The organism is Paenibacillus athensensis (assembly GCF_004514475.2).
In the GTDB taxonomy this organism is placed as follows: Bacteria; Bacillota; Bacilli; order Paenibacillales; family NBRC-103111; genus Paenibacillus_AL; species Paenibacillus_AL athensensis.
This window is the reverse complement of the sequence record NZ_MYFO02000017.1, coordinates 31,415-46,555: the sequence shown is the minus strand read 5'-3', so window position 1 is coordinate 46,555 and position 15,141 is coordinate 31,415. Positions and strand designations below refer to the sequence as shown.

The window sequence follows — 15,141 nt, the reverse complement described above, 5'->3', positions numbered from 1 at the left end:
GCCCGGGCGCTTTCGTTATACGTTGAATCGATGACCTTGCCAGCCTCTCTGGACTGATTTTAAAGGTGCCTATTAAGTTAGAAAAATTATCCCACTTTCGACACAAGAAGTCAACAAAAAAATAACAAATTACGCGTCTTCTTTGTCGCTATTCGCCAAAAACAATCGCTCCAGCGTTTGCAAAGCGCGGTGAATCTCCTCCAGCTCTTGGTCGCTGGCCGCTTCGACATAGGTCGACAGCGACTTGTCGATCAATTGTACCCGCTGATGCATCATATAAGATTGAACTTCAGGATTCACATACAGTCTGGTGAACCGCTTGTCGTTCGCATCGACTCGCCTTTCAATTAATTGCTTGAGCTCAAGCCGGTCGACGATGCCGGAAATGGTGCTGTGCGCCAGCCCCATCCGCTCCTTCAGCTCCTTCATGGTCAACCCGGGATGATGATGGACGGCGCGTAAAACCGCGACCTGGGCGATCGTGATGCTGCTGGTGCCGTCGTGCTGATCGACGCCGCGCGACAGCGTGTGAAAAAAACGATGCAGCCTACCGATTGCTTCGCGAATTTTTTTGGCGTCTTCCGTTCTCATAGCGTTGTTGTTCTCCTTTACGTACCGTGTAGAACACGACCATATTGACAAAGCTGATTATAACACATACGATATATTTCGTACACGACATATCGCACACGAAATAATTTTGGAGGGGATTTATCCGAATGTTCAAGCTGTTTGGCTATTTGCGGCCGTACAGTGGCCAATTGACGGCGGTCGTCGTGCTGATGCTGCTGCAATCGCTGGCTCAACTGTACCTGCCGACCTTGCTTTCCGACATCGTCGACATCGGGGTCATCCACGGAGATACGGGCTACATATGGAAGGCCGGCGGCTTGATGCTGCTCGTGGCCGCAGGCGCGACCTTGTGCGTCTTTGTGGCCAGCTATCTGTTGTCCCGTTCGGCGGCCGGCTTCGGGGCCTCCCTGCGCTCCGCCGTGTTCGGGCATGTGGAAAGCTTCTCCCTGCAGGAGTTTGACAAGCTGGGAACTTCGTCGCTGATCACCCGCACCACCAACGACATTACGCAGGTGCAGCAGGTTGTCGTCATGATGCGCATGTTCATCGGCGCGCCAACGATGCTGATTGGCGGCGTAATCATGTCCGTCGTCAAGGACGCCCGGCTGGCGATCGTGCTGATTGCCGTCATTCCGGTGCTCGCTGCGGCCATTGCTTTCATTATGATGAAGGGCGTGCCGCTATTCAAAGCCATGCAGCTGAAAATCGACCGGCTCAATCTCGTCTTGCGCGAGCATTTAACCGGCATCCGGGTCATCCGCGCCTTCAATCGCTCGGCGCATGAAACGGCGCGCTTCGATGATGCAAACGTCGATTTCACGCGTACGGCAACCCGGGTCGGCTTGATTGTCGGCACGATGATGCCGGTCATGATGTTGATTTTCAATCTTTCCGTCGTCGTGATCCTCTGGTACGGCGGCTTGCGCATCGATGCCGGCCATATGCAGGTCGGCGATTTGATGGCCTTCATTCAATACGCGATGCAAATTATGTTTTCCATGTTCATGATGACGATGATCTTCATGATGATTCCGCGCGCTTCCGCTTCGGCGACCCGCCTGCGCGAAGTGCTCGGCATGACGCCAAGCATCGTCAACACGGCAGAGCGCCAGGGAACGACAGGCCATACTGCGCAAGAGACTCGTGCAGCATCGGGCCAAAGCGACGTTGCTGACGGCACCGCGGCCGGTGCTGGCCGCTCCGGGGAGGCAGCCGGCGATAGCCTGACAGAAGCCGCGACCGGCCTGATCGAGTTCGACGACGTGAGCTTCCGCTACCCCGGCGCCGAGCAGCCCGCGCTGACCGGCATCAGCTTCCAGGCGAAGCCGGGCGAGGTGACGGCCATCATCGGCGGCACCGGCTCCGGCAAGTCCACGCTGCTGAACCTGCTGCTGCGCTTCTACGACGCCGAGAGCGGCTCGATTCGCGTCAACGGCCAGGACGTGCGCGACGCCGATCTGGAGAGCCTGCGCGAACGGATCGGCTTCGTGCCGCAAAAGGCCGTCCTGTTCTCCGGCACCGTCGCCAGCAACATTCGTTTCGGGCGTGAAGCCGCTACTGACGACGAGGTGCGGGCAGCTGCCGAAACGGCGCAAGCCGCATCCTTCATCGAAGAAATGAAGGATGGCTACGCGTCGGCCGTCACCCAAGGCGGCACCAATCTGTCCGGCGGCCAGAAGCAGCGGCTTGCCATCGCGCGCGCGCTCGTACGCCGCCCGGACATTTACGTCTTCGACGACAGCTTTTCGGCGCTCGACTTCAAGACGGACGCCCGGCTGCGGGAAGCGCTGCGGAAGGAAACGGCGAACGCTACCGTGCTGATCGTCGCCCAGCGGGTCAGCACGATCCGCGACGCCGACCGTATTCTCGTGCTGGAGGAAGGCCGGATCGCCGGTATCGGCACGCATCGCGAGCTGCTCAACAGCTGCGGCGTCTACCGCGAAATCGTCGCTTCCCAGCTGTCGGAGGAGGAGATCGCATGAGTGAACAACGCAAACCCGCAGGCGGGCCGGGCGGCTTCGGCCCAGGACCCGGCGGCCGCCCCTTCGGCGGCGGACCGATCGGCATGCCGCCGCAAAAAGCGAAGAACTTCAAAGGAACACTCAAGCGCTTGTTTGGCTATATGAGGCCCTACCGCTTCCGGCTCGCCTTTGTGCTGCTGATGGCGGTGCTCAGCACCGTGTTCAGCATCGTCAGCCCCAAGCTGATGGGCCATGCCACGACGAAGCTGTTTGAAGGCTCGATGGCCAAGCTCAAGGGCGTGGCCGGGGCAAAGATCGATTTTACCGCCATCGGGCATATCGTCCTTTGGCTGGCTGCGCTATACGTGCTCAGCTCCGTGCTGAGCTACATTCAGCAGTGGGTGATGATCAAGGTGACCCAACGCGTCGTCTACGACCTGCGCAGCCACGTCAGCGAAAAGCTGACCCGTGTGCCGCTGTCGTTTTTCGATAACCGCAGCCACGGCGATATTATGAGCCGGGCCACGAACGATATCGATACGATCAGCTCGACGCTGCAGCAAAGCTTGACCCAGCTGATCACCTCGCTGGTCACGCTGGTCGGCATCATCATCATGATGCTGACAATCAGCCCGATATTGACGCTGGCAACGATTATTACGCTGCCGCTGAGCATTCTGGCCACGCGCATCATCGCCAAGCGCTCGCAGCCGTATTTTATCGGCCAGCAACGCACCCTCGGCGAGTTGAACGGCCACGTTGAAGAAATGTACACCGGACATACCATCGTCAAGGCGTTCGGACATGAACGCAAATCCGTCGACCGCTTTAACGAAATCAACGAACGGCTGTATCAGTCCGGCTGGAAGGCCCAGTTCATCAGCAGTCTGATCATGCCGGTCATGACGTTTATCAGCAACATCGGGTACGTGCTTGTCAGCGTCATCGGCGGCATTCTCGTCACCCAGCAAGCCATTCAGATTGGCGATGTGCAAGCGTTTATCCAATATTCCGGCCAATTCGGCATGCCGATCTCCCAGGCCGCAAACATCGCCAACATCATCCAGTCGACGATTGCTGCAGCCGAACGCGTCTTCGAGCTGCTGGACGAACCGGAGGAAGAACGCGACAAGCCGGATGCAGCGGCGTTGAGCCAGCCCCGCGGCAGCGTGGCCTTTGAAAACGTACACTTCGCTTACAAGCCGGACGCGCCGCTGCTGACCGGATTAAACATCGATGTACGCCCCGGCCAGACAGTGGCGATTGTCGGACCGACCGGCGCAGGCAAAACAACGCTCGTCAATCTGCTGATGCGCTTCTACGAGCTGAGCGGCGGACGCATCGCCATCGACGGCGTCGATATCCGCGATATGCAGCGCTCGCGCATGCGCAGCCTGTTCGGCATGGTGCTGCAGGATACGTGGCTGTTTAACGGCACGATTCGCGACAACATCGCTTACGGTCGCGAAGGCGCAAGCGAAGCGGACATCGTGCGCGCGGCCAAAGCGGCGTATGCCGACCATTTCATCCGCACGCTGCCGGACGGCTACGATACCGTGCTCAATGAAGAAGCCTCCAATCTGTCGCATGGCCAAAAGCAGCTGCTGACGATTGCCCGCGCCATTCTCGCCGATCCGGCCATGCTGATTCTCGATGAAGCGACGAGCAGCGTCGATACGCGGACCGAGCTGTCGATCCAGCGGGCGATGAACGATTTGATGAAGGGCCGCACAAGCTTCGTGATCGCCCATCGCTTGTCGACGATTCGCGACGCCGACCTGATTCTGGTAATGAATCACGGCAGCGTGATCGAGCAGGGCACGCATGAGGAGCTGCTGGCGCTTCACGGCTTCTACGCCGATTTGTACAATAGCCAGTTCGCCGGACAAACCGCAGGGGCCGATGTCGGCTAGTCCTGCCCCCGGTCAGTTCCATCAGCTTGACTGCCGATCCTTACGGATCAGCGCAACCCAAAGAAGGTCAACCTGCCAGCCAGCGGCTGAAACGGGTTGACCTTCTGTTCGTTGTACAAAAGCGCTGCGGAGGCTTCCCTTACCGCCAGCCTCGCTATTGTGAGTGCGGTAGCCTGCTCCTTCCTTGCGATACCCTAAAAGTCCGGTGAACAAGTGGCCGGAGAGTCGATAGGGAGTTGGAACAGCGTCAGCGGTCGCCTTTGTAGGCGGATTTTTACCCCAAACGGGGTCATTCCATCGAAAAATCCGGCTACAACAGCGAGTGGAAACCGCTATCGACCGGAGGACACTGGTTGTTCACCGGACTTCTAAGGGCGCTGCCGCAAACCCGCTACGGCCGTTAAGGGCGCGTAAACGCAGCCAGCTCATCGGCCGCCTGACGATACCCGCCCGCTTCCCGGAAGCTCGCCCCTATGGCGGCAGCCGCATCTCGAAACGCAGCGCTGCCCGCAACCCGGTCGACAGCCTCGCGCAGCCGGGTGACCGACAAGTCCGACATGTCCAGCGCAACGCCCGCACCAAGCCGGGCCACCTGACGGGCAATGACCGGCTGGTCGGCGCTTTGCGGGACGACAACGAGCGGAACCCCGGCATACAGTGCCTCGTGGACGCTGTTCATGCCGCCATGCGTCACAAACAGCCGAACGTGCGGCAGCAGCTCCGTTTGCGGCACATACGGCCGAACGATGAAATTAGCAGGAATGACGCCCAGATCGCTGACCGGCGTCCGGCTGCCAACCGCCATCACAACCGTATGCTCCGTGTCCCCTAGCGCTTCAAAGCAAAGCTTGTAGAAATCGACCGCCTGATTAAACACGGTTCCCAGTGAAATATAAAGGAGGCTTTTACCCTTCACCGCATCCAGCTCCAAGCGCTCCGCCGCGAAGCGCGGCGCAATCGACGGACCGACAAAACGGTACGAAGCGTCAAAGCTCTCCCCCTCGGGCTGAAACGCGCGAGTCGTATACACGAGCGTCAGCGGAGCCGGATTGCAAAACACCTCGTAAGGCGAGCCCACCTGCACCTGATAGCGCTCTTGGATGCCAGCAGCCAAACGCTCAAACTGCTCTTGAATCGGACCGGCGACCTCCGCAGGGACGCTGTCGAAAAACGAAGCCATTTCCCGCTCGAACGAATCCCGCGTTTGTGCAAAGGACGTACAGGAGCAAATCGCCGGCAGCTTGAGCATTTGCGCCAGCAGCCGTCCGCAGCCGAACATCGAGTCGTGGATCAAATAATCGAACCGCTCGCCGGCGAGCTGCTCCAGCACGCTCGGAATCACGATATCGGCCGTATGCAGCAAGCCGTTCACACGCTCCAGCACATACCTGCGGCCCCCGGCAATAAACGCTTGAATGAACCGCTGACCGTCCAGCGTCCGCAAAGAAGCGCCTGCCCGCTCCATCCGCTCGCGAAACGCTTCCACACACACGTACACGACTTCATCGCCGCGCGCAACCAGCTCCTGCACGACGCCAACCGTAGGATTGATATGTCCTTCCGAACCGACATTAATAAACAACACGCGTGCCATAACGTCCCTCCTTTCGACTATGCAAAAAAGCCCACAGCCGGTCCCGGAGGAACCGCACTGCGAGCCCGATCTTGCTGCTAATCTTACAGGCTGAGCGATTTGAAGCGCTCAACCGCTTTTTCCGTATTTTCGCGCGTACCGAAAGCCGTCAGGCGGAAGTAGCCCTGGCCGGACTGGCCGAAGCCGACACCCGGCGTACCGACGATGTGCGCTTCCGTCAGCAGCTTGTCGAAAAACTCCCACGAGCCGAGGCCGTTTGGCGTTTTCAGCCAGATGTAAGGCGCGTTGACGCCGCCGTACACTTCAATCCCTTGTGCGGCGATGCCTTCGCGGATGATTTTGGCATTGGTCATGTAGTAGTCGACCAGACCGGCGATTTGGGCTTTGCCTTCCGCGCTGTAGATCGCGGCTGCACCTTTTTGCGTAATGTAGGAAACGCCGTTGAACTTGGTCGTTTGTCTGCGGTTCCACAGATCGTTGACGACGATTTCATTGCCGTCTTCATCGCGCGCCTTCAGCTCGCGAGGCACCACGGTGTACGCGCAGCGCGTGCCGGTAAAGCCGGCTGTTTTAGACAAGGAACGGAACTCGATCGCGACTTCCTTCGCCCCTTCCACCTCGTAAATGCTGTGTGGAACGTCCTTTTCCTGAATGTAAGCTTCATAGGCGGAGTCGAACAGGATGATCGCGTTGTTCTCGCGTGCGTAGTCGACCCAGACCTTCAGCTCTTCCTTCGTCAACGTCATGCCCGTCGGATTGTTCGGGTAGCACAGGTAGATCAGATCGACCTTTTGCTTGGGCAGCTCCGGCTTGAAGTTGTTTTCTGCCGTGCACGGCAGGTAGACGATGTTATTGTAACGGTTCGTTTCTTTATTGAACGTGCCGGAACGACCGGCCATTACGTTGCTGTCGACATAAACCGGGTAAACCGGGTCCTGAACAGCCACGATGCTATCAAGACTGAAAATTTCCTGAATGTTCGCTACGTCGCATTTCGAGCCGTCGCTGACGAACACTTCGTTTTTGGCAATATCGATGCCGCGGGAAGCGTAATCGTTGTGCGCGATTTGCTCCAGCAAAAAGTCATAGCCCTGCTCCGGGCCGTAGCCACGGAACGTAGCGGCATTGGCCATCTCGTCCACTGCGCCGTGCAGCGAAGTGATAACCGCTTCCGGAAGCGGGCGCGTCACGTCGCCAAGGCCGAGGCTGATGAGCGGAGCGTTCGGATTTTCCGCGATAAATTTCGTTCTTCTTCTCGTTACTTCCGCAAACAAATAGCTGCCTTGCAGCTGCAAGTAGTTCTGATTGATTTTTGCCATTGCTACCACCTTATCTGGAATGAATTTGGTCATCGATCGTTTGTCCGTAGTCAATATACCGTCTAATACTTTATCATGATAACGCTCTGATGAAAAGCAGTGAATGGACCGATTCGCCGAAAATTTGCACTTTCTAGCGGCTGCGAATCCGCTGCAGCAGCTCTTGCATGTCGGGCGGCATTGGCGCCTCGAAAAGCAGCGACTCACCCGTCCGCGGATGGCTGAACCCGAGCACCGCAGCGTGCAGCGCTTGTCCGTCCATCGTCATGCCTTTGCTGCGTCCGTACATCGGATCTCCGACAAGCGGGTGTCCGATGAATTTCATATGAACGCGAATCTGGTGCGTACGGCCGGTTTCCAGCATCAGCTCGACCAGCGTGTAATCGCCAAAACGCTCCAGCACGGCAAAATGCGTCACCGCATGCTTGCTGTTTTTGTCCGTCACCGTATACATCTTGCGGTCGGCCGTATCGCGTCCGATCGGCGCGTCGATCGTTCCCTGATCGTGCGGCACGTTGCCGTGCACGACCGCGACGTATTTGCGGTTGACCGTGTGCGCTTTGAGCTGCTCGGCGAGTCCCGCATGGGCCTTGTCGTTTTTGGCCGCCATGATCAGGCCCGACGTGTCCTTATCGATGCGGTGCACGATGCCGGGACGCAGCACCCCGTTAATGCCGGACAAGTCGCGGCAGTGATGGAGCAGCGCGTTGACCAGCGTGCCGGCATAATGACCGGGCGCGGGATGGACAACGAGGCCGCGCTGCTTGTTGACGACGATGACATCGGCGTCCTCGTAGACAACATCGAGCGGAATCGGCTCAGGCGCCAGCTCCACGTCGGCAGGCTCCGGAATCGTCAGCACGATCCGGTCGTCGGCCGCCAGCTTGTAATTCGGCTTCACCGGCTTGCCGTTCACCGCGGCGCAGCCATCCTTCAGCCAGCCCTGCACCTGGGTGCGCGATACGTCGCCGCCCAGCGCTTCGCTGAGAAACTTATCGATGCGTTCTCCGGCCAGCTCGGCGTCAGCCGTCCACTCCAACGGCTCCGACGCGTCCGGCTCAAGGGAGATCGGGTTTGTGCTCATGAGACGCTCCTTTGCTCTCCTGCCGCCAGCTGATCAGCGAATCGATGAAAATCAGCGCGACCCCGACGCAAATCGCCGAATCGGCCACATTGAAAATCGGGAAATAATAATCGACCGCTTTGCCGAACAAGGAGAATTGAAAATGCAATTGTAAAAAGTCGACGACTTGCCCGAACAAGGCCCGGTCAAAAAAGTTGCCCAGCGCGCCCCCGAGAATGAGCGCCAGCGAAAACGAGAGCAGCTTTTTGTCCTCGCGGATTGTACGCAGGCTGTACCAGATAATACCCGAGACGACGACCAGCGTCACGACGATGAAAAACCAGCGCTGGTTTTGCAAAATCCCGAACGCCGCGCCACGGTTGCGATGCGACGTAATCTGGAAAAATTCCCCGAGCACCGGAATCTGCTCGTCAATCGTCACATATTTGACAATCAGCCACTTGCTCGCCTGATCCAGAATAAACGCGATGAGCGCGTAGAGGTAGAACTTGTAATACTTGAGCACGCGATTCCCTCCTTAGACCTTGAATGCAAGGAATTACCTCACTAAAAAAAGCGGTTGCTCGGAACTATAACGGTAGAGGATACACCTTGTAGAAAGGGGCTGTTACCGCATGAATCATTTGACCAAGCCACAGATACGCGAGCTGAATCTTCAGCTTTTGGAGGAAAAGCTTGATCTGGAGAAGCATTTCGATCTGAACGAGCATTACGGCTTGAGCGAATCCTTCCGGGACAATACCGGCGATCTGTCGATGTACGATAATCATCCCGGGGATCTCGCTACGGAAATCTATGAGCGGGGCAAGGACATCGCATTAAACGAGCATGCTGAGTTCCATTTGATTCAAGTGAACGAAGCGCTCGCTCATCTGGAGCAAGGCGACTACGGACTGTGCGTGCTGTGCGGGGAGCCGATTCCGTTCGAACGGCTGCAGGCGATTCCGACGACGCTCTACTGCAAGGCGCATGTTCCCGATCCGCATATCTCGTACCGCCGCCCGGTCGAGGAAAAGGTGCTGACGCCTCCGTTCGGCCGGTCCAGCCGGCGCGAGCAAAAAGATCAAGTCGAATTTGACGGCGAAGATGCCTGGCAAATCGTGGCCAGCTGGGGCACGTCCAACACGCCAGCAATGGCGGGAAATCCGAATGTCGACGATTACAAGGACATGTACGTTGATGCCGAAGACCATGAGGGCTTTGTTGAATCGTATGAAAATTTCGTCGCCACCGACTTGTACGGTCAAGAGGTCACCATTGTGCGCAGCAAGGCGTATCGCGACTATATCAACAGTGGCGAAGGCGATCCGTTGCTGGAGCCCGACAGGGAAAACGGGGATTTGTAAATCCCCGTCCTTCCGTGGTTGAAACGGTCTGTCCGACTGTCCATGTAACGAAATGATTGAACGCTCACTCGTGATGATGCGCAGTAACGACGTCGTTGCAGCGCACGCACAGAGTCGGGTGTTCTTTACTGTGCCCGACTTCCGGAGTCACTATCCAGCAGCGCTCGCACTTCTCGCCTTCCGCGACGGCAACGCCGATTCCCAATCCCTCGGCCCGGTACAGCGGGTCCGGCAGCGCCGAGCCAGGCTCGTGCACCACGACAGCGGATACGATGAACAATTGGTCCAACTGCGTAAATTGGTCCAGCAGCGCACGGGTCTCGCTGTCGGGGTACAAATGAACGGCAGCGCCAAGCGAGTTGCCGATGACCTTCTCCTTGCGCGCTTCTTCCAGCGCCTTCAGCACCTCGTCGCGAACATCGAGGAAACGGCTCCATTTATCCTCCAACTGCTCATCGAACAGTTGACGTTGTACTTGCGGCAGCTCAGCCAACTGAACGCTTGGCAGCTCCACGCCCGGAATGTATTTCCACACCTCGTCGGCTGTATGCGGAAGGATCGGCGAGATCAGCGTTGTGATCGCAACCAGCGTCTGGTACAAGACGGTTTGCGAAGCTCGGCGGGCGGCTGCATTCGGCGCATCGGCGTAGAGGCGGTCTTTGATGATGTCGAGATAAAACGAGCTGAGCTCTACAGCGCAGAAATGATGAATCGTCTGGTAGACGACATGGAATTCATAGGCATCATAAGCGGCAACAACCTTGTCGATCATCCGGTTCAGACGGATCAGCGCAAAGCGGTCGAGCTCGGACAGCTGTCCGGACGGCACTTGATCGGTCGCGGGGTTGAAATGACTGAGATTGCCAAGCAGAAAGCGCAGCGTATTGCGGATTTTGCGGTACACTTCCGTGATTTGATTCAAAATGTTATCGGAAATGCGCACATCCGCCTGATAGTCGACCGAAGCGACCCACAGCCGCAAAATATCCGCGCCCAGCTTGTTGCACACTTGAGCCGGATCGACCGTGTTACCCAGCGATTTGGACATCTTGCGCCCTTCGCCGTCGAGCGTAAAGCCGTGGCTCAAAATGCCCTTATACGGCGATTTGCCGCGTACGGCAACGCCCGTGATCAGCGACGAGTTGTACCAGCCGCGGTATTGGTCCGAGCCTTCCAGATACAGATCGGCCGGCCATTCCAGCTCAGGCCGCGTTTCCAGCACGCCAACGTGGCTGGAGCCGGAGTCGAACCAGACGTCCATGATGTCCGTTTCCTTGCGGAATTCGTGATGTCCGCATTTCGGACAAGCCGTCCCCGCCGGCAGCAGCTCCTTTTCATCGCGGATAAACCAGGCGTTCGAGCCCTCGGCAGCAAACAGCTGCGCCACATGCTCGATGGTCGTTTCATTGACGAGCGGCTCGTTACAGCTGCGGCAGTAGAAGATCGGAATCGGCACGCCCCACGCCCGTTGACGCGAGATGCACCAGTCGCCGCGCTCGGCGATCATGTTGTGCAGGCGGATTTCGCCCCAATGCGGCGTCCATTTCACCTGCTTGATCTCATCGAGCATTTCCTGACGGAACTTATCGATCGACGCGAACCACTGCTCGGTCGCCCGGTAGATGACCGGCTTCTTCGTGCGCCAGTCATGCGCGTATTGGTGACGGATTTCGCCTTGCTTGAGCAGCAAGCCGGCTTCCTGCAGCTTTTCCATTACCAGTTTGCTGCCCTTCTCATAAAACACGCCCTCAAAGCCCGGCGCCTCTGCCGTAAAATGCCCCTGATCGTCGACCGGACACAAGACGCCGATGTTATAACGTTGGCCGATGGCAAAGTCGTCTTCGCCGTGGCCCGGCGCCGTATGCACGCAGCCCGTACCGGCTTCCAAGGTCACGTGCTCGCCGACCATCACCAGCGATTCGCGGTCATAGAACGGGTGACGGCAGGTTGCGTATTCCAGCTCGCTGCCTTTGACCGTACCCAGCACCAACACGTTGCTCCAGCCGATTTCTTTGGACGCCGTTTCCAGCAGTCCTTGCGCCAGCACATATTTGCCGCCGTCCGCTTCGACAATCGCATAGTCGAATTCGGGATGCAGGCTGATGCCCAGATTCGCCGGCAGCGTCCACGGCGTCGTCGTCCAGATGACGATAGCGGCGTCCTGCGGCAGCTTGCCTTTACCATCCTTGACCGGGAAGGCGACATAGATCGAAGACGATGTTTTTTCCATATATTCGATTTCCGCTTCCGCCAGCGCACTTTCCGAGGAAGGCGACCAGTAGACCGGCTTCAGGCCTTTGTAGATATAACCTTTATCGACCATTTGGCCAAAAACGCGGATTTGCTGCGCTTCATATTCCGGCTGCAGCGTGATGTACGGATTGTTCCAGTCACCGCGAACACCCAGACGCTTGAACTGCGCCTTTTGCTTTTCCACCCATTCGAGCGCATAAGCTTCGCAGTAATTGCGGAACTCGGACACGCTCATCTTTTTGCGGTCGGCCTTGCCGCTGTTCGAGATCGCCTGCTCGATCGGCAAACCGTGCGTATCCCAGCCGGGAACGAACGGCGCGCGGAAGCCCTGCAACGTTTTGAAGCGCACGATAACGTCCTTGAGCACCTTATTCAGCGCATGGCCGATATGAATGTCGCCGTTCGCATACGGCGGTCCGTCATGCAGGATGAACGTCGGACGACCCTGACGGCTTTCCTGCACCTTGGCGTAAATATCGTCCGCTTCCCACTGGGCCTGCAGCTTGGGCTCAGCCTGCGGCAAATTGCCGCGCATCGGAAAATCGGTTTGCAGCAAATTTAATGTTTTGCCATAATCCATCTCACGTCACTCCATTTCTCTACACAAAAAAATAAAACTCCCCATCCCCTGAAAGGGACGAGAAGTTTGCTCGCGGTACCACCCTCGTTAAAAAGCGTCTCCACCCATGCGCGCGTGGCGCTGGGGCAAAACGGCTCTTTCACTCGATCATGGATAACGGCATGACCCGATGCTCTCTACTTGGCTTTACGCGTTCAAGAGACGCTCCTGGATGATATTCGGCACGCTGCAGACACCGGGCTTGCACCAACCCCCGGCTCGCTGAATCTGCGGACACATCCTACTTGTTCCAGTCATCGCTTTGCGATATGTCGATTCATATTAACAGAGAGTATAGCCCATTTGTCAAACAAAAGTCAATACGGGATTCGCCTATGATGCGCGAAGGCTTCTGCCTATTCCTCCGACAAATCCATCTGCATCGAGCTCCAGCCCTCGTTGTTAAGCAGCTCCAGCTGCGCTTCGAGCAGCGCGCGGAAGCGCGTGCGGTAGATCGAAGCCTGCTTCTTGAGCTCTTCGGTTTCCAGCGCGATTTTGCGCGAGCGCACCAGCGCCTCGTTAATTATCCGGTCGGCGTTTTTCTCGGCTTCCTTGAGCACGAGCTGGCCTTCCTTCTTCGCGTTGTTTTTGACCTCGTCCGCTGCTTCTTGGGCGACGATGATCGTTTTGCTCAGCGTTTCTTCGATGTGAACAAAATGATCCAGACGCTCCTGGAGCGTCAGCATCTGGTTCTGCAAATCTTTATTTTCGCGAATCAGCGCCTCGTAATCCTTGATGACCTGATCGAGAAATTCGTTGACTTCGTCTTCATCGTAACCGCGAAACGAGCGGGAAAACTCCTTGTTATGTATGTCCAATGGCGTTAATGGCATTGGTGCACCTCCTGAAAAAGTGGGTCGGGCCGCGTTACCCGGTTTCGTCATCCTTTGATGTTCGACAGAAAACAAGAAAATCCTGCATAGCTCGCGGAAATATTGCTAGTTTATGCATATTTGCCGATTTTCACGCGGATTCTGCCCTTTTTTGTAACGCCCTCCACCTCCAGCACCTTGAAGCGGCCAAAGCCCTGCATCGATACCAGATCGCCTTCCTTCAACGGCTTGCTCGGGTCCTCTTCCTGCTTCCAGTTCACGCGGCAGCGCCCGGCCTGAATCGGCAGCAGCGCCTTCGCCCGGCTCAGCCGGAAGACGTCGCCGACAATCCCGTCCAGCCGCATCGAAGCCACCGACAGCTGCAGCTCCTCCAGCCGAACGGACGCCGTTTGCAGCTGCGCCAGCGGCAACAGCTCGGTCCGCACATGAACGCGGTGCACCTGCGACAAATTCAGATGCAAATAATCGGCGGCATCGGCGGTAACCAGACAGTGACAGCCGCCTTCAATGACATGGATATCGCCGACCTTGTCCCGCTTCATGCCAAGCCCCAGAATGGCGCCCATATAATCGCCGTGCTCCAGCTCCAGAAACTTGCCGTCGCCTGACGATACGGCCAGCACGACGATGCCCATGTCCTCGTCGTCCAGCACGCGATAATCCGGGGCAATCAGCGCGCGCTTGCGCTCCGCCTCCGGATAGCCGCCTTCCCAGCGGCATTGGACGTCGGGATGGCGATTGACCAGCGTAGTCAATATAAAAGCCTGACGCGGATCGAGGAAATCCGTCCGCTTCACAGAATGCTGCTCCGCGGCCCGCTCGACCCATTCCCAGGCTTGGTCTACGAAATGATGTTCATCCGGATGAAAATGGACGTAAACGTCCTTCTGCACATTAAAACACTCCTACGATAAAATGAATGACGGCTAGCAATCCGCCTACAACGAACCTCAGCGCAATCAGCGCCACAATCGGCGACAGATCGATGAATCCCAGCGTCGGAATGATTCTCCGGAACGGGGACAAATAAGGCTCAACGGCCTTGCCGAGCAGCTCGCCGATAAAGCTGTCCCTCGCGCTCGGCACCCAGGACAGCAAGATGTAGCCGATAATCATGAAGTAGTAAATCTCCATTAGCAGATTCAAATAGTAATCCACGTAAAGCACTGGCGCAATCACCTCAATGTCAGGATATGCGTCTAGTCCTCGCTTATTATCTCGGAGATATGGCCATGAATATCTACGGAATCCGGCGTGCACAAGAAAATGTTCGCCCCAAGCTTGGAAATAGACCCATTCAAAGCGTATACCGTTCCGCTCAGAAAATCGACGATGCGGATGGCTTGATCCGGGCGCACCCGCTGCAAATTAACGACGACGGCGCGGCGCGAACGCAAGTGATCCGCAATTTCCTGCGTCTCGTCGTAGGAGCGGGGTTCGCTAAGCACGACGCGCGTATTTTTTTGCGAATGGATGCTGACCACATTGCCCTTGTTTTTATTACGAAGCTCATACGGATTGGTTTCAGGTTCTTCCGCCGTTTCGACGATTCGTTCGCGCTCGACGATTTCCTCTTCTTCCTGCAAGCCCAAAAAATTCATAAACCGATTCATAACGCCCATCCCGCTGTTCCTCCTTTAACGACT

General features: G+C 57.1%; 13 protein-coding genes and 1 other annotated feature. Of the genes, 3 read left to right on the top strand and 10 right to left on the bottom strand.

Translation table 11 applies throughout. The annotated features are described in order from the left end of the window. Positions 1 to 129: 129 nt before the first annotated feature. Positions 130 to 591: a MarR family winged helix-turn-helix transcriptional regulator gene (locus B5M42_RS22800; protein ID WP_134756167.1), complete on the bottom strand. Its 462-nt coding sequence runs from the start codon at positions 589 to 591 to the stop codon at positions 130 to 132. A 128-nt stretch (positions 592 to 719) separates the two neighbouring features. Between B5M42_RS22800 and B5M42_RS22795 the strand changes: the two genes are divergently transcribed. Together B5M42_RS22795 and B5M42_RS22790 are read left to right on the top strand one after the other, a co-directional pair. After that, positions 720 to 2,555 carry an ABC transporter ATP-binding protein gene (locus B5M42_RS22795; RefSeq protein ID WP_134756169.1) on the top strand — a complete coding sequence of 612 codons (1,836 nt, stop codon included), beginning with the start codon at positions 720 to 722 and terminating at the stop codon, positions 2,553 to 2,555. After that, complete coding sequence (locus B5M42_RS22790) at positions 2,552 to 4,447, top strand: ABC transporter ATP-binding protein (RefSeq protein ID WP_134756171.1); 1,896 nt, start codon at positions 2,552 to 2,554, stop codon at positions 4,445 to 4,447. Before B5M42_RS22795 ends, B5M42_RS22790 begins: the two co-directional genes overlap by 4 nt. A gap of 400 nt (positions 4,448 to 4,847) precedes the next feature. On the opposite strand, the gene B5M42_RS22785 is transcribed toward B5M42_RS22790, so the two are convergent. The 4 genes from B5M42_RS22785 to lspA all read right to left on the bottom strand — a co-directional run bounded on the left by B5M42_RS22785 (position 4,848) and on the right by lspA (position 8,949). Continuing rightward, positions 4,848 to 6,041, bottom strand: a complete 1,194-nt coding sequence (locus B5M42_RS22785) for a macrolide family glycosyltransferase (protein WP_134756173.1) — start codon at positions 6,039 to 6,041, stop codon at positions 4,848 to 4,850. Between the two features lie 83 nt (positions 6,042 to 6,124). Beyond that, complete coding sequence (locus B5M42_RS22780; RefSeq protein WP_134756175.1) at positions 6,125 to 7,360, bottom strand: LL-diaminopimelate aminotransferase; 1,236 nt, start codon at positions 7,358 to 7,360, stop codon at positions 6,125 to 6,127. A gap of 133 nt (positions 7,361 to 7,493) precedes the next feature. Continuing rightward, positions 7,494 to 8,444, bottom strand: a complete 951-nt coding sequence (locus tag B5M42_RS22775; protein WP_134756177.1) for an RluA family pseudouridine synthase — start codon at positions 8,442 to 8,444, stop codon at positions 7,494 to 7,496. Further along, positions 8,419 to 8,949, bottom strand: coding sequence for a signal peptidase II (gene lspA, locus B5M42_RS22770; protein ID WP_134756179.1), 531 nt, complete (start codon positions 8,947 to 8,949; stop codon positions 8,419 to 8,421). Before lspA ends, B5M42_RS22775 begins: the two co-directional genes overlap by 26 nt. Before the next feature lie 109 nt (positions 8,950 to 9,058). On the opposite strand from lspA, the gene B5M42_RS22765 reads away from it, so the two are divergent. Beyond that, a complete protein-coding gene (locus B5M42_RS22765) occupies positions 9,059 to 9,790 on the top strand; it encodes a TraR/DksA C4-type zinc finger protein (RefSeq protein WP_134756181.1) in 732 nt (243 codons plus the stop codon). A 64-nt stretch (positions 9,791 to 9,854) separates the two neighbouring features. On the opposite strand, the gene ileS is transcribed toward B5M42_RS22765, so the two are convergent. From ileS to B5M42_RS22740, 5 genes are all read right to left on the bottom strand, one after another. Next, positions 9,855 to 12,623 (bottom strand): isoleucine--tRNA ligase, encoded by a 2,769-nt coding sequence (ileS, locus tag B5M42_RS22760; RefSeq protein ID WP_134756183.1) that lies wholly within the window; start codon positions 12,621 to 12,623, stop codon positions 9,855 to 9,857. Between the two features lie 50 nt (positions 12,624 to 12,673). Then, positions 12,674 to 12,929 (bottom strand) — a binding site (T-box leader). 89 nt (positions 12,930 to 13,018) lie between these two features. Then, complete coding sequence (locus B5M42_RS22755; RefSeq protein ID WP_134756185.1) at positions 13,019 to 13,495, bottom strand: DivIVA domain-containing protein; 477 nt, start codon at positions 13,493 to 13,495, stop codon at positions 13,019 to 13,021. A 110-nt stretch (positions 13,496 to 13,605) separates the two neighbouring features. Beyond that, on the bottom strand, positions 13,606 to 14,388 hold the full coding sequence (locus B5M42_RS22750; protein WP_134756187.1) for a YlmH family RNA-binding protein: 783 nt from the start codon (positions 14,386 to 14,388) through the stop codon (positions 13,606 to 13,608). Position 14,389: 1 nt separating this feature from the next. Continuing rightward, positions 14,390 to 14,629: a YggT family protein gene (locus B5M42_RS22745; protein WP_134756239.1), complete on the bottom strand. Its 240-nt coding sequence runs from the start codon at positions 14,627 to 14,629 to the stop codon at positions 14,390 to 14,392. Between the two features lie 65 nt (positions 14,630 to 14,694). Next, positions 14,695 to 15,117: a cell division protein SepF gene (locus B5M42_RS22740; protein WP_134756189.1), complete on the bottom strand. Its 423-nt coding sequence runs from the start codon at positions 15,115 to 15,117 to the stop codon at positions 14,695 to 14,697. Positions 15,118 to 15,141: the final 24 nt, after the last annotated feature.